This is a genomic window from Rhodanobacter spathiphylli B39 (genome assembly GCF_000264295.1).
Taxonomy (GTDB): Bacteria; Pseudomonadota; Gammaproteobacteria; order Xanthomonadales; family Rhodanobacteraceae; genus Rhodanobacter; species Rhodanobacter spathiphylli.
Map to the genome: position 1 here is coordinate 61148 of NZ_AJXT01000024.1, position 20510 is coordinate 81657.

Annotated in this window: 10 protein-coding genes; all 10 read left to right on the top strand. The window is 65.9% G+C overall.

The features are described from left to right. Nucleotides 1-114 precede the first annotated feature (114 nt). Complete coding sequence (tagH, locus tag UU7_RS09895) at nt 115-1527, top strand: type VI secretion system-associated FHA domain protein TagH (RefSeq protein ID WP_007807853.1); 1413 nt, start codon at nt 115-117, stop codon at nt 1525-1527. Between the two features lie 123 nt (nt 1528-1650). Continuing rightward, nucleotides 1651-2988: a type VI secretion system baseplate subunit TssK gene (tssK, locus tag UU7_RS09900; protein ID WP_007807855.1), complete on the top strand. Its 1338-nt coding sequence runs from the start codon at nt 1651-1653 to the stop codon at nt 2986-2988. An 85-nt stretch (nt 2989-3073) separates the two neighbouring features. Continuing rightward, nucleotides 3074-4357 (top strand): type IVB secretion system protein IcmH/DotU, encoded by a 1284-nt coding sequence (icmH, locus tag UU7_RS09905; RefSeq protein ID WP_425480511.1) that lies wholly within the window; start codon nt 3074-3076, stop codon nt 4355-4357. A 5-nt stretch (nt 4358-4362) separates the two neighbouring features. Further along, on the top strand, nt 4363-7896 hold the full coding sequence (gene tssM / locus UU7_RS09910) for a type VI secretion system membrane subunit TssM (RefSeq protein WP_007807859.1): 3534 nt from the start codon (nt 4363-4365) through the stop codon (nt 7894-7896). A gap of 4 nt (nt 7897-7900) precedes the next feature. Further along, nucleotides 7901-9559 (top strand): type VI secretion system-associated protein TagF, encoded by a 1659-nt coding sequence (gene tagF, locus UU7_RS17425; protein ID WP_007807861.1) that lies wholly within the window; start codon nt 7901-7903, stop codon nt 9557-9559. After that, nucleotides 9556-10275 carry a PP2C family protein-serine/threonine phosphatase gene (locus UU7_RS09920; protein WP_040673223.1) on the top strand — a complete coding sequence of 240 codons (720 nt, stop codon included), beginning with the start codon at nt 9556-9558 and terminating at the stop codon, nt 10273-10275. Before tagF ends, UU7_RS09920 begins: the two co-directional genes overlap by 4 nt. A gap of 16 nt (nt 10276-10291) precedes the next feature. Continuing rightward, the gene (locus UU7_RS09925; protein ID WP_007807863.1) at nt 10292-14722 is read left to right on the top strand and encodes a bifunctional serine/threonine-protein kinase/formylglycine-generating enzyme family protein; all 4431 of its coding nucleotides are present in this window, start codon (nt 10292-10294) and stop codon (nt 14720-14722) included. Beyond that, a complete protein-coding gene (locus tag UU7_RS09930) occupies nt 14719-15075 on the top strand; it encodes a hypothetical protein (protein ID WP_007807864.1) in 357 nt (118 codons plus the stop codon). The genes UU7_RS09925 and UU7_RS09930 overlap by 4 nt, the downstream gene beginning before the upstream one ends. Before the next feature lie 604 nt (nt 15076-15679). Next, nucleotides 15680-17269 carry a ShlB/FhaC/HecB family hemolysin secretion/activation protein gene (locus UU7_RS09935; protein WP_007807865.1) on the top strand — a complete coding sequence of 530 codons (1590 nt, stop codon included), beginning with the start codon at nt 15680-15682 and terminating at the stop codon, nt 17267-17269. A gap of 12 nt (nt 17270-17281) precedes the next feature. Further along, nucleotides 17282-20510 (top strand): beta strand repeat-containing protein (locus tag UU7_RS09940; RefSeq protein ID WP_162098647.1); only part of this gene is annotated, 3229 nt, incomplete at its 3' end.

A 20510-nucleotide genomic window follows, 5' to 3' on the forward strand; every position in this document is an offset into this window, starting at 1 on the left:
CGATCAGTCGCTGGTCTTCACGTGGGTTCGAAACCTGGTTCACTGCATGAGCCGTGATGATGCGTTCGTCACCGCCGTGCCGATCTGACAGTTGCTGGGGAAATACGCGTGCCGATGTCGCAGAGCCTGATCCTTGCAGTCGCTGGCCGTCAGGCTGCCCAGTTCGGCAGCCGAAGCAGCAAGGCGTTCGAGGGGGCGGGTGGAAGCATCGGACGTTCCGAGGATTGCGATTGGGTGCTCAGTGCATCGGGCGTGTCGCGCGTTCACGCGATGATCCGTTTCCTCAACGGCATGTATTTCATCGAGGACCGCAGCACCAACGGCATGCTGCTCAATGATGCGCCGCTGATCAAGGGCGATCCCTCGGCGTTGAAGAACGGCGACCGCCTGCTGATCGATACCTTCGAGGTCGAAGTGCGCCTGCAGGATGCAGGCAGCTCCACCGCGTTGCCCGATCTGTCCCCGCCGCCTTCGGCGCCATCCGTCCCGGCCGGGTCCATCCCGGCGGGGGCGCTCGACCCGCTGGATTTCGGCTTGCTCGACATCGCCCCCCAGGCGCCTGCGTATCCGCCGGCGATGGGCGGCGGCATTCCGCTCGATGCAGACCTGATTCCCGGCGCAGTGTCACCCGCGTCGGGCGGCGAACTTGATCCGTTGAGTTTTCTGGGTTCCTCGGAGAGCACCTCCGGTCTTCTTTCAGGCGCCACTACCGGCAATGCCAGTTCGAGCTGGAACCACTCGTCCAGCACGGAAGACTTCTTCCATCCGCCGATGACCACCGAACAGCGGCAGTCCACCGCGAACGCCTTGCCGGAAAACTGGGACCTGACCATGGGCGACTTTTCGTCGCCGCCAAGTCCGGCCCCGGCACCGGTCATGCTGCCGCCCGTGGCCGTGGCGCCGCCTCCGGTGGTCGCGCCGCCGGTCCATGCGCCGCCAGTGGCACCCTATATGGCAGCTCCGGCGGCAGCGTACGTGCCGCCTCCGGCGGCTACCACGGCCTTGCCCACGGACGTCGACCAGATCTTCCGGGTCGTCGTCGATGGCGTGATGGACGTGCTCCGCGCGCGGGCGGAGATCAAGAACACGTTCCGCCTGCCGGTCACGATCATCCAGCGCTCCGAGAACAACCCGCTGAAGTTCGCGCCCAATCCGGAGGATGCGCTGGCCAAGATCATGGCGCCCTCGAACGGCGCCTTCATGTCCGGGACGGCGGCTTTCGAAGACGCCTTCGACGACATCCGCTGCCACCAGATGGCCATGCTCGCCGGTGTCCGTGCCGCGTTCGAATCCCTGCTGGTGCATTTCAGCCCGGACCGCTTCGAACAGGAAACCGATGGCGCGAAGCGGTCGGCGTTCGCCGGCAAGGGCAAGTACTGGGAAAAGTACCGCGAGCATTTCGAAGGCCTTTCGCGTGATCCCGATGAATGTTTCCGGCGCCTGTTCGGCGACGAGTTTGCGCGGGCCTATGAAGAACAGTTGTCACGCCTGAAGTCGGCGCGGAGAATGCAAAAGGCACATCACTAGCGGCGCCGGGGGGCATTGCAGGTCGCAGATCGAAGGACGGATTCAGGGGACGTGTCGGCGCTGATGGCCGGCACCGACACACCCGGCAATGCCGTCGGGGACTCACAGGGGCAGGTGCGACGCATGACGGATATGAACAAGGTCGTCTGGAGCGAGGGACTCTTCCTTCGACCCCAGCATCTGCAGCAGCAGGAACGCTATCTCGAGCGCTTCGTGGAACTGCGCGCCGGCAGTCTGCGCCCTTACACCTGGGGCTTTTCGGAGCTGGAACTCGAGACCGATCTGCTGGCGATCGGCAAGCTCGGGATCAAGCGCGCCCGCGGCGTGTTCCCAGACGGCACGCCATTCTGCATGCCGGCGGACGATCCGCTGCCGCTGGCGCTGGAAGTGGATGGCAACTGGCGCGACCAGACGGTATTCCTGACCCTGCCGTTGCGCTCGCCCGCACAACCGGACAGCGGGCGCCCCGAGGCACCTGCCGAAAAGCTGTTTCGCTTCCGCGTGCGCGAAACCGAGGTGCGCGATGCCTCGGGCAGCGTCGACGGGCTGACGGCGCTGGAGGTGGGCGGTCTCAACAGCCGACTGTTGCCGCAATCGCAACCGCTGGAGGGGCTGGCCCAGATTCCCGTGGCGCGGATCGTGGAGTGTCGTTCCGACCGGCGGGTGATCCTCGAAGAAGCCTTCATGCCGACGGCACTGAGCTGCCATGCCGCACCGAAGCTCACCACCTTCCTCACCGAACTGCTCGGCCTGCTGCACCAGCGCGGCGAGGCGCTGGCCAGCCGTGTCGCGGTGACCGACCGCGGCGGTGCCGCCGAGATCGCCGACTTCCTGTTGCTGCAGGTGGTCAACCGCTACCAGCCGCTGATCGCCCACCTCGCAGCCGCCCCGATCCTGCATCCTGAAGACTTCTACCGGGTGTTGACCGAGATGGCCGGCGAGTTGTGCACGTTCACCGCGCCGGGCAAGCGGCCGCCGGCGTTTCCGCCGTACCGGCACGAGGCGCTGTACGAGAGTTTCGAGCCACTGATTCTGGCTCTGCGCAGCAGCCTGAGCGCGGTGATGGAGCAGACGGCGATTCCGATTCCGCTGCAGCAGCGCAAGTTCGGCGTGTGGGTGGCCGTGGTGCCCGATCTCAGCCTGGTCGACAGCGCCGCGTTCGTGCTGGCGGCGAAGGCGGACATGAAGTCCGAAGACCTGCGTCGGCAGTTGCCCGCGCAGTCGAAGATCGGTCCGGTGGAAAAGATCCGCGACCTGGTGAATCTGCAGCTGCCCGGCATCCCGGTGGCGCCGATGCCGGTCGCGCCGCGCCAGATTCCCTACAACTCCGGCTATCTGTATTTCGAGTTCGACAAGAATTCGCCGATGTGGCGGGCCTTGAAGACGTCGGGCGGCATCGCCTTCCACTTCGGTGGCGAGTTCGCCGGCCTCGACTTGCAACTGTGGGCGATCAGAGGTTGAGCGCATGAACAGCAACGGTCCCCATGACGACGATCCCATGCGCGATGCGACGGTGGTCCGTCCGCGCGGAGCGCCGCCGGCGCCCATGCCCGTCCCGCCACCGGCTGCTGCAGCACCCGTCGCACCCGCGGCCACTCCGCGCGGCCCGGTGTCGCGCGCCGAGATGGCTCCTCCGGCCGCGATCAGCGACTTTCTGGGCGGGGGTCTCAACGCCCTGGTGCAGGCCGCCAGTCCGCTGCTGCTGCTGGCCGTGCAGTTGCGCAACAGCGTGTCGCAACCCGATGCGGCCCATCTGCGCGAGCAGGTGATCGCCCAGGTCCGTCAGTTCGAAAGCACCGCGCAGGCGGCCGGCATCGCCGCCCAGACCATCACCGCGGCGCGCTACGTGCTGTGCTCGACGCTGGACGAGTCGGTGATGAACACGCCGTGGGGGCAGCAGAGCGGTTGGGCGGCGAAGACGCTGCTGGTGGTCTTCCATGGCGAATCCTACGGCGGCGAGAAATTCTTCATCATCCTCGACCGGCTGTGTGCCGATTTCTCCAAGCACATCGACCTGATCGAACTGATGTACATCTGCCTGGCGCTCGGCTTCGGCGGGCGCTACCAGATCGAAGCCGATGGCCGCGCCAAGCTGGCCGACATCCAGGAAGAGCTGTACCGCCGGATCAAGGCGCAGCGCCCGCCCGCGGCAGAGGAGCTGGCCCCGCACTGGAAGGGCATCGAGGACCGGCGCAATCCGCTGGTGCGCCACGTTCCGCTGTGGGTGATCCTGGCCGCTGGCGCCTGCCTGCTGCTGGGCGCCTTCCTGTACTTCTTCACGCGGTTGAACGAACTGTCGTCGCCGGTCAGCGCACAGGTGGCGCAGATCGGCCTGAAAACCGCCGTGCCACCGGACGACGCGCAGCGTCGCCAGGCCCAGCCCAAGGTCGAACGCAAGAGCCTGAAACAGCTGCTGGCGCCGGAGGAACAGGCTGGCGCCCTGACGGTGGACGAGAAGCCGGACGGCTCGGCGCTGGTTCGCCTCAATGCCGCCGCGATGTTTGCATCGGGCGGCACCGAGGTGGCCGACCAGCAGATTCCGATGCTGCACGCCATCACCGCCGCGCTGAACCAGGTTCCGGGGCGGGTCGTCGTGGTGGGCCACACGGATGACCAGCCGGTGCACTCGCTGCGGTTCAAGGACAACTACGCGTTGTCCGCCGAGCGCGCAAAGTCGGTACTGCAGATACTCGGCCAGGGCATCGACAACAGCGGGCGGCTGGAATCCAGCGGCGCGGGTTCCTCGCAACCGATCGCATTGCCGCCCGACCTGCCGGCCAATCGCGCGCGCAATCGGCGCGTCGAAATTCTCTACAGCCCGGAGGACTGAACATCGTGGGCAAGCTTCTTGCGCTGTTCAAATCCCGCCTGTTCATCACCCTCGTCGGCTTGCTGCTGCTGTCGTTGCTGATCTGGTTCGGCGGTCCCTACCTCGGCTTCGGCGAGTCGCAGCCGCTGGCCAGCCCGGTGGTCCGCTTGCTGGTGATCATCGTGATCGTGGTGATCTGGGCGGTCTGGTTGCAGCTGCAACAGATGCGCGTGCGCGGCAAGGCCAGGCAGATGGCCAGCGACCTGAGCGATCAGGGCACCGCCCAGGCCGGCGGCGAGCGTGACGACCGCTCCGCCAACGAGCGGGCGCAGTTGCAGAACCGCTTCCAGGAGGCGGTGGAAACCCTGCGCAAGAATCGCAGCGGTGGAACCAATCTCTACGCGCTGCCCTGGTATGTGGTGATCGGGCCGCCGGGGTCCGGCAAGAGCACGCTGCTGCAGAACTCGGGCCTCAACTTCCCGCTGTCGAACAAGTTCGGCAAGGAAGCGATCCGCGGCGTTGGCGGCACGCGCAATTGCGACTGGTGGTTCACCGACGAGGCGGTATTCCTCGACACTGCCGGCCGCTACACCACCCAGGACTCCGACCGCGGCGCCGATGCATCGGCCTGGACCGAGTTCCTGAACCTGTTGCGCAAGTACCGCAAGCGCCGCCCGATCAACGGCGTGATCGTGGCGATGAGCCTGTCCGATCTGCTGACCCTGGATGCGAATGGCCGCCAGCAGCACATCCAGGCGGTTCGCCAGCGCCTGGACGAACTGGCCAAGCACCTGCGCATCGGCGTGCCGGCCTATCTGGTGTTCACCAAGTGCGACCTGGTCGCCGGCTTCACCGAGTTCTTCGACGACCTCAATCCCGAGTTGCGCAGCCAGGTCTGGGGCATGTCGTTCGCGGTCGACAAGACCATGGACGGCAGCGCGGCGAAGCAGTTCCTCGAAGAATTCAACCTGCTGCTGGACCGGCTCAACACGCGCATCCTCGATCGACTGCACGGCGAGCGCGATCGCACCCGGCGCGCGGCCATCCTGTCGTTCCCGCAGCAGCTCGGCGCCTTGCGCGACATCACGCGGCAGTTCGTCGAAGGCGTGTTCACCGGTCATCAGTACGATGCGCCGTTGCTGCTGCGTGGTGCCTACTTCACTTCGGGCACGCAGGAAGGCACGCCGATCGACCGCATGATGGGCGCGGTGGCACGCACCTTCGGGCTGGACGCCTCGCGCCTGCACGTGCCTGGCGCCCAGAGCCGCACCTTCTTCGTCGAACGCCTGCTTCGGGACGTGCTGTTCAAGGAATCCGGCTTTGCCGGCACCAATCCGAAGCTGGAGCGCCAGAAGACCCTGCTGCAGGCGGCCGCGTACATCGGCGTGCTGCTGGCCTGCGGCCTGCTGATCCTCGGCCTGGCCAGCAGCTACCGGCGCAACGGCGCCTACCTGGGCCAGGTGCAGGCGGCGCTGCAGAAGTATCCGGCGCAGAGCGACGCTTCGCTGGCGCCGAACCAGCAGGCCTATTTCGCGATGGTGCTGGAGCGGCTGGAGTCGCTGTCCAGCGCGGTGGATGTCGCCGAGCAGCACAAGGGCGACGTGCCGCTGTCGATGCGTTTCGGCCTGTACCAGGGCAATGCGGTCGGCGACGAAGTGCGTGACGCGTACTATCGCGAGCTGAACGCGCTGTTGCTGCCTGGCGTGGCTTCGCAGTTCCGGGCCGGCCTGGCCGCGAATGCGGGCGACCCGCAGATGCTCTATTACTACCTCAAGGGCTACCTGATGCTGGGCCAGCCCGAGCATCTGGATCACGACCAGATCGTGGCGCTGGCGGCTATCGAATGGCGGCGACTGTTCCCGTCCGACCCGGTGCTGCAGAAGGCGCTGACCAGACATTTCGACGCGCTGGTCGGACACGAGGGGCGGCTGCGCGCGCTGAACCTGGATTCCAGCCTGGTGGAACAGGCGCGCAACACGCTGCGCACCGCAGACCTGGCCACGCTGATCTACGGCAACATCAAGCTGAACGCGGACAGCGGTGCGTATCCGCCGCTGCGACTGGACAAGGAGCTGGGCCTGCTCGGCAACGTCTACCGGCGCAAGAGCGGTGCGCCGCTTTCGGAACCGTTGCCTGCACTGTTCACGCAACCGGTGTTCAAGGATGAAGTCGACAAGGGCATCGATCAGGCAGTCACGCAGTTCGCCGCCGACGACTGGGTATTCGGCGCCACCAAGATCGATTCGTTGCAGAAGGCCCGGCTCGCCCAGCAGGTGCTGGCACTTTACGAGCAGGACTACATCAAGGCCTGGGACGACATCCTGGCGGATCTGGAGCTGCAGCCGATCGGCAACATCCAGGATGCCAGCACGATCGCGGCCAAGCTGGCCGGCCCCAACTCGCCGATGAAGCTGCTGCTGAAGGTGGTGAGCGACAACACCCACGACCTGATGCGCGCACCGCCCGCCGATGCGAAGGACAAGGCCGAGGACGTGGCCAAGAAGCTGGCCCAGAAGAAGGCGACCCAGTCCGCCCTGGCGCGCGCGCTCGCCCAGGCCGGCGCCGGGACTGCCGCGCCGGGTGACGATGCGGCAGCCGCCAAGCCGGGACAGGTGATCAGCGACCACTTCGAGCAGATCAACAAGTTGAGCGAAGGTGGCCCGGGTGCCGCGCCGATCGATCAGACGCTCAAGGTGCTGGACGATCTCAGCAAGACCTTGCTGACCATGGGCGATTTCAGCTCGGCCGCTGGCCAGCCCAATCCGCAACTGCTGATGGCGCAGCAGGCGGCCGGCCAGCTGCCGGCGCCCGCTTCGGGCTGGTTTGCGGCGCTGACCGGCAAGAGCCAGGCGCTGGTGGCCAGCGGCACCAAGGGCGCGCTCGACGATCAGTACCAGCAGATGGTGGCCAAGGACTGCGCCGACTACACCCGTGGGCGCTATCCGTTCTCGCCGTCCAGCAACAACGATATCCCGCTGCAGAATTTCGGCGAGATGTTCGGCTATGGCGGGCGCTTCGACGGCTTCTACAACCAGACCGCGGGCAAGCTGATCGATGCCAGTGGCCGCAACTGGCAGTGGAAGAGCGGCCCTGGCGCGGTCAGTGGCTCGGCCGGCATGCTGGCGCAACTGCAGGGTGCCGACCGCATCAAGCAGATGTTCTTCCGCAGCGGCAACATGCCCGAGGTCGACTTCACCCTGCTTGCGCCCGTGCTCGACCCCGGCATCGGCAAGCTGGTGATCGAGGTCGATGGGCAGAAGTACGAATACCAGTCCGGTGGCTCGACCACGGCCACCATGAAATGGCCGGGACCGACGCCGGGCCATGTCTCGATCTCGGCCTACGACACGGCTGGAACCCTGCTGACCACCTTCGACTATCGCGGCGACTGGGCGTTCTTCCGGGCGCTGCAGGCAGCGAATCTGCAGAAGCAGTCCGATCTGCGTTTCGTGGCCAGCTTCAACTTCGGTGGCCATGTCGCCAAGGTGACGGTCCAGGCCAACAACCTGAAGAACCCCTTCCTGAGCAACGCGCTGTCCAGTTTCCGGTGCGGAGGCTAGAGGCATGCCGACTTCCGCCGCGGGCTTTTTCGGAAAGCTGCCTTGCGCGGGAGACTTCGTGCAGCGCCGGCTGCCATCGGCTTTCGTCGATGTCTGGGACAGGCACTTCGAGGAGGCGGTGGCGGCCAGCCGTGCCGAACTGGGCAGCGGCTGGCACGACGCCTACCACGCCAGTCCGGTGTGGCGCTTTCTCTTCGCCCCGGGGGTGTGCGGTGATTCCGCCTGGTTCGGGATCATGGGGCCGGGCGTGGATCGGGTGGGGCGCTGCTTCCCGATGGTCATCGCCGCTCCGCTCGGCGTGGACATCGCCTCAGGCACCCGCGCGCTGACCGAGGCGAAAGCCTGGTCAGACGCGGCCGAGCAGGTGCATGCGATGGCGCAGTGCGACGCCCGCATCAGCGTGGAGGCGTTCGACGAGCAGGTGGCAGCCCTGGGTGATCCGCTGGCGCGGGCGTCGTCGCCGGCCCCCACGTCGCTGCGCGACGTCGACTGGAATCGCGCGGCACACTGGCGCCTGCCCCTCGGCGGGGCCTCCTCGCCGGAGCCGTTCCTGGGAGAAGTGTGGGAGCGTCTGGCCGCCGTCCCGGGTCCCTGGTGCCTGTGGTGGACGGCAGGCAGCGAACGTGTTCCGGCGTGTGTGCTGGCCACCCGCGGATTGCCGGCGGCATCCGCCTACGTGACCTTCCTGGACGCACAACATGGCGCCGCGGCGTGGCAATCGCCGATGACTTTCGAACGATCGGTGCCGCGCGTGGCAGCGGTGTCGGGACGCGCGGACAGCCTGCTCGACGACCTGATGGCGGCGGCGCCGGCCATTCCGGAGTCGGCCATCCCGGTGTCGGCCATGCCGTCACCACCGCCGACACCTTCCAGCGCATGGCTGCCCGATGATCCGGATCTGCTGGCCGACCTCGTCGGGACGTCCGAAGCGGCGACCTCGGTGCCGCCGCTCCCGTCCGTTGCCCCGGTGGCGGCCCAGGTAACCTCAGCCGGGGAAGGTGAGGTTGTCGCGGCCGTCACCGTGGTGGAACGAACGGACTGCGGACTGACTGTGCTGTCGGCCGAGGTCGGCACGGCCGATTCTCGCCAGCGTGCCGTCGGCGAAGTGTCCGGGATCATCCGCACGATGTCGTGCAGCGACCTGATCGGCGGCATGCATTCGCTGCGCAGACAGTTGCTGATGCTCAACCCGCCGTTGCGCCGGGCCAGCGAGGACCTGATCGATCCGGTACTGGAGGACTGCGCGGTGATTGCCGCTCACGTGGTGGCGGGGCAGGCCGGCTTGCTGCGAATTGGCGCCGCAGGCGCCTGGCACTGGCGCCATGGACGCGTGCAGCCGCTGTTCGCGCAGGCCGACGACCCCCTGCCCGGTGGCGCGGACGACGGCGAGTTCGACGATCTGCTGTTCAGCAGCGTGGTACCCGGCGTTCCCGGGCTGGGCGCGTCCGAGCAGCCCCTTTGCGGAGAAGTCCGCTGCGAGCTCGTTGCGGGTGATCGCCTGTTGCTGATGGCGGGCGAGCCCCTGTTGAACCTGTCACCGGACGTCGTGGCCAGCCATCTCGCGCTGCCTGTCGACGAAGCACGCCCGCGGCTGGCGAATGCCGCGGGACTGGGCGTGGATGCGGCAAGGTGGCCGCTGACGATCATCGAGGTTGGTGCATGATGACCCGCTATGTTTCGGCCGGACGCACGGTGACCGGAAAGGTGCGCAAGCACAACGAAGACTCCATTCTCGTGCGCGACGAAGTCGGCCTGTGGGTTGTCGCCGACGGACTGGGCGGCCATTCGGCAGGCGACTACGCCAGCTCGATGATCGTCGAACGCCTCGGCGCCTTGCCCCGTTCCGGCAGCGCCCTGGATTTCATCGAAGCGATCGAGGACACGCTCTCCCAGGTCAATGCCGAACTGTTGCAGACCGCCGCCGCGCGAGGGGTCGACCTGATCGGCTCCACCGTCGTGGTGCTGGTGCATGACGGCGACTACATGCTGTGCGGATGGGTGGGGGACAGCCGCGTCTACTGTTTCGAGGACGGCCAGCTGCGTCAGATCACCCGCGATCACGTGCATGGCGGCGACGATGATGTCACCCATTTTGGCGCTCCTGCGACGCCGGCGCAGGCAGGCTCCGGCGTGCTCACGCGCGCGGTGGGCGCGGAGGAACGCCTGTTCGTCGACTGGGTCGTGGCGGGCAATCGGCCCGGCATGGGCTTCGTGCTTTGCTCTGACGGCATCAACAAGGAAATGTCCGATGCCGAACTTGACGACGAATGCCGTCGCCACCCGCAACCGCAGGATCTCGTCGCCAGCCTGTTCGACCTGGCGATGAGTCGCGCCGGAAGGGACAACATCTCGGCCGTCGTCGTTCGCATCCAAGAATGAAGAAAAACCCCCACTCATGAATTCCATAGCCGAACTGGTCTCCGCTTACCAGGCCGACAAGCTCAAGCTTGCCGCCCTGTTCGACGCACTCGGTGCGCGCGGGGCCGTGTCCGAGGCGCAACACCATGCCGAACAGGAATGGCTCGAACAGCAGCGTGACGCCGGTGCGCTCGATCCGATGGTGGCCAAGGCCCTGTTGGCCAAGCTGGCATCCGTGCAGGCTCCCCCGGCAGGCGCGTCGCATGACGATGACGTTACCCAGGTAAAGCCCGCCACGCAGCGCCCCGCGCCGAGCGCTCCGGCCGCTCCGCCGAGCGGAGTCGGCAGTGACGACGCGACCCGGGTGCAACCCGCTTCCCGTCCGCCAGCTCCGCCGCCGGATGATGTCACCGTGGTCAAGCCGGCCTCGCGTCCGGTCCGGCCACCGGCGGCGGACGATGAAGCCACCATGGTGAAACCGGCCTCGGCTGCGCCACGCGAACCGACTGAAGGTCAGACCGTCGGGGCGACCGGCACGCAGGGCACCCGTCAGGGGATGACCGGCACGAGTTCCAGCATGAGCAGTTCCAGCTGGAACCATATCGCCGAAGGCGATGCGTCTGACTTCGTCACCGTCGGCTCGCTGCTCAAGGGACGTTTCTACCTCGAGAAGGAGATCGGCCGCGGCGGCATGGGCGTGGTGTTCAAGGCCCGCGACGAGCGCAAGGTGGAAGCCCGTGACCGCGACCCCTACGTCGCCGTCAAGATCCTGAACGACGAATTTCGCCGCCATCCCGACTCGCTGATCTCGTTGCAGCGCGAGTCGCGCCGCTCGCAACAGCTGGCGCACGACAACATCGTGCGCGTCTACGATTTCGACAAGGATCGCACCATCGTCTTCATGACGATGGAGTACGTCGACGGCTCCGATCTCAAGCAGCTGATTCGCGAGAAGGCCTACAACGGCATGCCGCTGGCGCAAGCCCGGCCGCTGATCGAAGGCATGGCGCGGGCGCTCACGCGCGCCCACTCGGCCGGCGTGGTCCATTCGGACTTCAAGCCGGCCAACGTCATGGTCACACGCGAAGGCGTGCCGAAGGTATTCGACTTCGGCATTGCCCGCGCCGGCAAGCACATGGGCGATGCCGTCGGCGAACAGACCGTATTCGACGCCGGTACGCTGGGCGCGCTCACCCCGGCCTACGCCAGCCTGGAGATGATCCGGGGTGAGGACCCGGTTCCCAGCGATGATGTCTACGCACTGGGTTGCGTGACGTTCGAACTGCTCACCGGCAAGCATCCGTACGACAAGGCCAGCGCCGAAGTGGCGATGAAGGAAGGCCGCAAGCCGCCACCGGTGAAGGGGCTGACCAAGCACCAGTACAAGACGCTCTGTGCCAGCGTCGCCTTCACCAAGGCGCAGCGCCTGAAGAGCGCCAACGAGCTGATCGAAGGCCTGCGCGACGTGGGCGCGCGTGAACGCGCACTGCCGTATCTGCTGTACGGCGTGCCGGCCATTCTGGTCATTGCCGGCGGCGCCTGGGCATGGACGACCTACCAGCGCAATCATCATCTGGCCGAAGTGATCGCCCGCTTCACCATGACGCGCGCCGACCACTACGCGGATGAGGGTCAGGCCCTGCAGGCCCTCGACACCCTGAACGACGACGATCGCAAGCGTACGATCATCGATCAGGGCGAATTGATCCAGAGCTACCTGCTCGGCCGCATCGACGCCTACTGGAATCCCGCCAGGGATCGTTACGACTATGCCGGCACCCAGAAGGTGTTCAAGCTGCGCGACGACCTCAAGCTCTACTCGCCAGCGCTGGACATCAAGCGCACCGAGGTGGAGAAGCAGCGCAACGACCTGCTCAACTCGCTCGACACCAAACTGACCGACCAGATCGGCGCCGACGCGATCTTCGAGAACCAGCCGGACAACGTCGTCACCACGCTGACTCGCATCCGCGCGATCGATCCGAACAGTGCCCTGTTGAAAAATGCCGAGCTGGAGCTGAAGTACGACACCGCCATCGGCAAGTCGATCGACGCAGGGCGTGTCGACGAGGCAACCGTCGAACTCAAGCTGGCGAGCAGCCTGTTCCCCGATTCGGCGAGACTGAAGCAGCGCAGCGCGCAGCTCGACGAAATCGGCAAGGCGCTGGCGGCCCAACGACTGCAGGAGCAGAAGGCGCAGGCGCTGCAACAGCAGCGGGAGCAGGGCCTGCAGACGCTGACCGCCTTGCTGGACCAGCCAGTCAGCGCCGATGACTGGCGCGCCAAGGCAGCCACGGCCTATCACGATGCGGCCAGCCTGCTGGGAGACGATCCGCGACTGGCGGCGCAGACGGCCCGCCTGAAAGACGTCCTGGCCGCCCAGGCGAAAGAACGGCAGGGTGCCGGCGACCTGCCGGGCGCCATCAGCATTGCCGGCTTCGGCATCGACCTGTTCCCGGGCGACGCCAGCCTCACGGCGACGCGACAGGCCCTGCTGGAACAGCAGAACCAGCTGGCGCAGAAGGCTGCCAGCGAAGCGCAACGCACCGCGTTGGCGAAGAGCCGGGTAACCGACCTGCTCGCCAATCCCCAGGCCACGGTGGTCTGGCTGCAGGACGTCAGGAGCGCCCTGAATACCGCGCGCACCCAGATCGGCGCGGATTCTCCGGACTACGCGGCAGTGAAGGCGCAGGCCGATGCCGGCCTGATCAAGCTGGCGCGCGACCAGATCGCCGGTGGCAACCTGGATGCGGCCGAGCGGGTCGGCCAGGCCGGCCAGCAGATCGATCCCGCGGAAGCCGGCTTCGCCAGGGTGCTGGCCGACGTGGCCGCTTCCCGTTCGGCGGCGCAGCAGAAGACCTTGCAGCAGCAGGCTCAGGCACTTGCCGACGCGCGCACCACGCTGGCCAGCCTGGGTGCCAAGCCGACGCTGACACCTGACTGGCAGCGTGACGTGGCCACCGCAATGGCCACGCTCGGCGCCGACAAGTCTCCCGAAACCGAACGCGCGGTCAACGCGCTGGGTGCGGCCATCGCGGCCGAAGCCGCGCGCCTGGCTGATCCCCAGCATCTGCCCCAGGCAAGGATTGCGGTCGACTTCGGCCTCAAGTACGTGCCGAAATCGGCCGAGCTGATCGCGCAGGGCGCGGCACTGGATGCGCTGCAGCAGCAGTTGCAGGCGAAGGCCGCGCAGGAAGGCGCCGATGCCGAAGTGAAGTCGCGTATCGAATCGATGAAGAGCGCGGTGGCCGCCGGCGACGTCAGCAAGGCAAGCCAGTCGCTGGCACGGATCAGGACCCTGCAGCCGGACAATCCCTTCCTCAAGACCGAGGGACCGAAGCTGCTGGCCGATGCCTATCTGGGCCAGGCCGAAGATGCATTCCAGAAGGGGCGTTACCAGCGCGCGTCCGACGTGCTCGGGCAGGGCCTGGGGACCCTCGGCAACAACGCCGGCTTGCGCGCGGCAAAGGCCCGCTACGATGTGGTCGCCGCCATCATGGCCGCCTCGAAGCAGCCACTGGGCAGTGCGGAGTACGCGCAGTTGCAGAAGCAACTGGACAGCGTGCGCAGGAACGACGCCACCGAACTGGGCAAGCTGGAAACGAGCATGAAGGCGCGGGGCCAGCTGACGGCCCGGTCGCTCGCCGAGCAGCTCGACAAGCTGAAGCGCGCTGCTGTGGCGGCGCCCGCCCCGCAGGTCACTGCCCCGGTATCGACGCCGGTGACCGAGGCGCCGGTGCCGACGCCGGGGCGGCCGCCCGTGACGACCGGAAAGACCGGCACCACCCCGGTCGTGCAACCCGCGCCCAGCGGAGGCGTGGCTGCGGCGGGTGGTCCCGATCCCTGCGCGAAGCCGGGATTGGCGGGCAAGGGCAAGTTCTGTTCGGATGCCATCAATGGCGGGCGCGGGCCATTGCTGGTGGTTGTGCCCGGCGTAAACGGTGGCAAGGCGTACGCCATCTCGCGTGCGGAAATCTCGATCAACGAGTTCAACCAGTTCTGCCGCTCCAGCGGCAAGTGCGCCGCGGTGTCGGTGGCCGACAAGGATCTTGGCAACGCGCCGATAAGCAACATCAGCCTGGATCAGGCGCGTGCCTATGCGCGCTGGCTCAGTGACCTCAGCGGCGGATTCACCTATCGGCTGCCGACCGACGCGGAATGGCTGCACGCGGCGAAAGGCGGCGGTGGCTGGAAGCAGGCCGAGGACAGCAACTGCATCCTTCCCTCGGCCGGCGGCGGCGATGGCGGTGGCGCTGCGGTTTCCCCGCGTGGTCGTTCACGCAATCCCTGGGGCCTGGTCAATTCGACCGGCAACGTGTGGGAGTGGGTGGTGAGCGGCGGCAGCGTGATGGTACGTGGCGGCAGTTACAGCAGCTACTGGTCGGATTGCAGCGTCGATTCCAGCCGTGCTGATGGCGGATCGCCGCAACGGGACGTGGGTTTCCGGATACTGAGGGAGCTGAAATGACCGAACGCGAAGCTGCCATCAACCGCGATTTGCGTGCACTGGATGATGCCCACCGGCTGGGCCGGATTTCCCGCGCGGAATATCGCAACCGCCGTCGTCGCGTACTGCAACCCTTGTCGGACGGTGGTGGCGTGGTCACCGCGCGCAAGGCGCTGGTGCCGCCGGGAAGCGTCAGGGCACCGCGTAGCGGCGATCCGGCTGCGGCGAGCGCCAATGATTCTGCTGCTGACGCCGGACGGGCACTTGCCTCGCTGGTTTCGATGCGGCCGACGTTTTCCAGGAAGGTACTGCTGATCCTGACTGCCGCTGCCATTCTCGTGGTCGTGGCTGGCTGGCTGGTTCTGCGTCATTGATTGCCTGCCATGGCAGTCGTTTCAGGTTGCGACTCCATCCGTGACAGGCAACCGTGCGGCATATTCTTCGTTCAAGTCGAAGCGAGCCCGGGCGGCCCTCGCTGCTCGTGAAATCCAGCGGAATTTGCCCGCCGGCAACACCGCGCGGGAATACTGAAAACCCTGCTTTTCCAGTGATTCTTGACTGTCGCGTATCTGTAAAGCAGTCCTTTTCCGACATGCCCTGTCAGAACTTGCCGGGCATGCTCGTGGGCATCTTTTTCGATGCCGAACGGCTCTTCCTTTGGAAGGGCAAAGGTGTATCCTGATAGAGGTAAGACGAGCCAGCAGGCAGCAATTGCCTGAATGCCGGGGGCTTGGGAAGTTCGCAGCTGGTGGGCACCGATCATCGGGGCACACCGTCAATGGATCGATTAGATGCGGCCAAGGGGAATGTATCGTGCGCATTGTTTGCTTCGCGGCAGCGTTGGCGTTTGCACTTACGGGCGGAAACGTTCAGGCACAGGATGCTGGCGGCGGATCAGCTGACCAGGCTTCCGGCACGGCGGCGCCTGCCGGCAGCTCTCCACAGACTCCGCCGGCGCAGGTCCAGGCGGACAACGTGGTGCCGCCAGTCCGTGATCGTGATGCCGCCGCCGATCAGAAGATTGCCGTGCAGGGTTTCCACGTGACGGGCGTGGCCGACCATTCCGATGTCGGAGTGACGCCGGCCAGCATCCAGGCTCTGGCCGATGCGCAGTACCAGGAACTGGCGGCCAAGGCCGGCACTCCGGTGGAGCTCAGCTTCGACGACATGCAGGCGGTCGCCAACAAGATCGTCGAGCGTTATCGCAGCGCCGGCTTCATCGTCTCCAACGCGTTCCTGCCGGCGCAGACGGTGGGGCCGGACAAGATCGTGCAGATCCAGGTGCTGGAAGGAAAGATCGGCAAGATCATCGTCAAGGGCACCAAGCGCTACCGGCCCAGCGTGATCTCTGCTTCGGCGCAGGAACTCCGCGGCAAGCCGTTGCAGAAGAGCGATGTGGATACCGCCTTGCTCTACGCGCGCGACCTCCCCGGTGTCACCGTGGCATCGACGTTCCAGCCCGGCGAGAACACGGGCGATACCGATCTGGTAATGATCGCCACCGAAGCGAAGCGTCCGGTCAAGTTCATGCTGGGTGCCAACAATTACGGCACCGAGCTCACCGGCCGCTACCGCGCACAGGCCGGCATCGAATGGGCCAATCCGCTGGGCATCGGCGACGTATTCAACCTCAACGTGGACTATGCGCTGGATCCCAGCGACAACATCTACGGCGCGACCACGTATCGCGCGCCGGCGCCCTGGGTGCCCGGTTTGTCAGCCGTGGTCGGCGCCTCCCGCAACGAGCTGCAGATCAACACCGGCACGTTTGCGGCGCTGGACGTGAAGGGTCCCAGTTCGCTCTATTACGGCGGCATGGACTGGAAGTTCATCAATCGCGACGACATGCAGGCACTGAGCACGCTGCATGTGATCCGGGAAGAGTCCAAGCTGGACAGTCTGGGATTCCACCTGTCGGACGAGAAATTCACCGTGGGGGAACTGACCTACGGCTTGCTGCACACCGACCGTCGCTTCAACGGTGTCGACATCCTTCAGGTCGGCGTGCGCAAGTCCATCAGTGACGATTCGCTCGTTCCCGACCTGGTCAGTCCGCAGCACTCGCGCAGCTTCCTGGTGACGAAGCTGTCGTACACGCGCATGCAGTTCCTCACCAAGTCGCAGCGGCTCTATCTGAAACTGGTGGGCCAGTACACCAACGATGCCCTGATCCCGCTTGAGCAGTTCGCCTTGGGCGGCCCCGACAGCACCCGCGCCTACCCGATTGCCGATGCCTTGCGCGACCGTGGCTACTACACCTCGCTGGAGTATCACGTCGACGCCCCGGGTTTCGGCGACAAGGTGTCGCCTTTCTACGGAAGGCCATGGCGCGAACTGCTGGAGTTCCAGGTGTTCGTCGACTACGCCAAGGGTTTTTCCGCGGGTGCCAACCGCGAGATCACGCCCGACACGGCCACCTTGAGTGGCGTGGGCGCAGGTCTGATTTTCCGCCTGCCACGATTCCACAATTTCGAGTTTCACCTCAACGGTGCCGTGCCCCTGGGTTCGCAGGATGCGTCTGACCACAAGGGCTACCACATCTACTCCCGGTTCAGCTTCACGTTCTGACGGATGACGACCATGAGCAAGAGCACAAAGCAGCGCACGATGCGCACGACGGCGCGCGTCCATGCAGATCGGACTTCCGGAACGGCACTGCCCTTGAGGCGGACCTGGCCCATCAGTCTCTGCGTGGGCCTGGCCCTGGGGTCGATCGTGTTCAGTGGCGAGGCACTCGCCGGAGGACCGACCGGTGGCGTGGTGGTGGGTGGCTCGGGTTCCATCGCCCAAAGTGGCAACAGCACCGTCATCAACCAGGTGTCGCAGAAGCTGGCGCTGAACTGGGAGACCTTCAATCTGGCAGCCAACGAAACGGTGCTGTTCAATCAGCCCGGTCGGTCGGCGGTGGCCCTGAATCGCATCCTCGACCAGAATCCCAGCCAGATCTTCGGCAAGATCAATTCAAACGGCCAGATCTTCCTGATCAACACGCACGGCATCATCTTCGGCGCCACCGCGCAGATGAATGTCGGCGGCCTGCTCGCCAGTACGCTGGACCTCACCCCGAACGACTTTCTCGCGGGGCGCTATAACCTCAACGTGGCGGGTGCGGGGGCTGGCATCGTCAACCACGGCCTGATCCAGGCCGCGAGCGGCGGTTCCGTCAGTCTGGTGGGCGGCAGCGTCCTCAACGACGGCGTGATCTTCGCCAACTACGGCAAGATCAACCTCGACGGTGCGGACCATGCCACGCTGGACTTCGATGGCAATGGCCTGATCAACATCCAGATCACCGGTGAACTGAAGGAACGCCTGGACGCGAAGGAAGCCGCGGTCACCAACAAGGGTACCTTGCGCGCCGAAGACGGCACCGTGGTGCTGCAGGCTTCGGCCACCAAAGACCTGTTCACCAACCTGGTCAACAACGCCGGCGTGATCGATGCCAGCGGCATCAGCACCGATGGCGGGGTGGTGCGTCTGGTCGGCAACGGCGGCAACGTCGAGAACAGCGGCAACATCACGGTGTCCGGCGTGCACGGCGGCAGCGCCCAGTTGCTGTCCGATCAGGATGTCAACGTCAGCGGCAGCGTTGATGCCTCCGGTACCTTGGGCGGCGGCAGCATCCGCATCGGCGGAGGTCAGCAAGGTGGTGAAGGATTGCTCAGGGCTGCCAACAGCACGCTCGGCGCCAGCGCCACATTGAATGCCGACGCCACGCAATCCGGCAACGGCGGCTCCGTGGTCGTATGGGGCGACCAGTCCAGCACCATCGCAGGCAGCCTGAGCGCTCGCGGTGGCACCCTGGGCGGCAACGGTGGCGCCATCGAAACCTCGGCTGCGCACGTCAGCATCGCCGACAGCGCCCGCGTCAACACGTTGGCCGCCAACGGTACGAATGGCGACTGGCTGATCGACCCGAAGGACTTCAAGATTGCCGCCAGCGGCGGCGACATCACGGGTGCCACGCTAGGCACCAATCTGGGCAGCGGCAACGTCACGATCCTGTCCAGCAGTGGCAGCGGCGGCGGCAGCGGCAACATCAACGTGAATGATACGGTGAGCTGGGGCGCAAACACGCTTACTCTCACCGCCGCCAAGGATGTCAACATCAATGCCGTGCTCACCGGCACCGGGACATCCGCACTGGTGCTGAATTCGGCAACCGCCAACGGAGCAGATGCGGCCGTGGCGGGCGGCGCCATCAAGATCGGCAAGAACATCACCACGGGTGGCAACCAGACCTACAACGGCCCGGTGGTCCTTGGCGCCAACGTGACGCTTGCCAGCAGCGGCAGCGGCACCATCAATTTCATCTCGACGGTGGACGGTGGGCACACCCTCTCGGTGAATACGGGCGGCCAGACGACGTTTGGTGGGGCGGTCGGTGCGGCGAACGCCCTGACAAGTCTGACCACGGACGCGGCGGGCACTACGATGCTGGGTGGCGACGTTCACACCACCGCCGCGCAGACCTACAACGACAGCGTGACCCTGGGCAACAGTGACACCCTTGCGGGTACGACGGTAAAACTGCTCGGCGGTGTAACCGGATCGGGCAACGGCCTGACCGTTACGGGCAATGCCGTGCTTGGCAGCGCGTTTTCCGGCCTGACTACGCTTTCGGTCAGCGGTACGACGGCGCTCAACGCCACGGGTGTGAGCACGAGTGGCGATCAGACGTACAGCGGCGCGGTGACACTGGGTGCCAATACGCTACTGATGAGCACGGGCGGCTCGATCGACTTCGCGTCGACGGTCGACGGTGCGCACACACTGGGAGTGCAGAGCACGAGTGGCGCGGCAACCTTCGGCGATGCGGTGGGCGGCGGGGTGGCGCTGACCGGTCTGACCACGAACAGCGGCACGTTCAGTGCGGGCGATGTCACCGTCAACGGTTCCTTGTCGGTGACCACCACCACAGGCAACATCTCGCAGACGTCGGGCATCTTCAGCGTAGCCGGCACCTCGGCCTTCAACGCCGGCAGCGGGACGATCACGCTGAACAACCTCAATGCATTCACCGGTGCGGTGAGTCTCACCGGTGGAGCCACCCAGGTCACGAACAGCGGCGATCTGGTTCTGGGTACCTTGAACACGGGCGCACTGACCGTCGTCAGCAACAGCGGTGCGCTGGACCTGGGCACCGGCACGATCAATGGCGATTTGTCGGCGACCGCGGCAACCACCATCACGGTCGACGGCACGCTTGCAGGCTTGGGCAACGCTGCATTTTCCGGCGCTGCGCCAACAGGGACGGGAAGCATCACCGGCACCGGTTCGATCACCGGCCTGGGCAGTGCCGCGTTCAACCTGACCGGCAACACGGCGGGCAGCACCGGCGGCGTCACCTTCAACGGTTTCACAAGCGCCGACACCACGACGGTTACGGGAGCTTCGGGGTTCGACGACAACGCCGGAACCAGCCTGGGCATGACCTTCGCCAATGCCACCAACGTGGCGGGTACCGGTACCATTGCGAACGTCGCCGGCAGCTTCGACGATCACGCCGGGGCATCGTCGGCAAGCGGCATAACCTATACCGGGTTCGGCGCGGTGTCGGGCACCGGTGGCGACGTCACCGACGTGACCGGGGCTTTCGACGTCGGTACGAAGACCTCGAGCGACTCGGGCCTGGATTACACTGCTTTCGGTCTGACCACGATAACCGGCAACGGCTCTGGGGCCACGATCACGGGTTCGGGCCAGACCTACCTGCTGGACAATGCCGTCGCGGACAAAGGCAGCAGCAACGGTGTGAACTGGACATCGTTCGGCAACATCGCCGACGCCAGCGGCACGGTGAACTTCG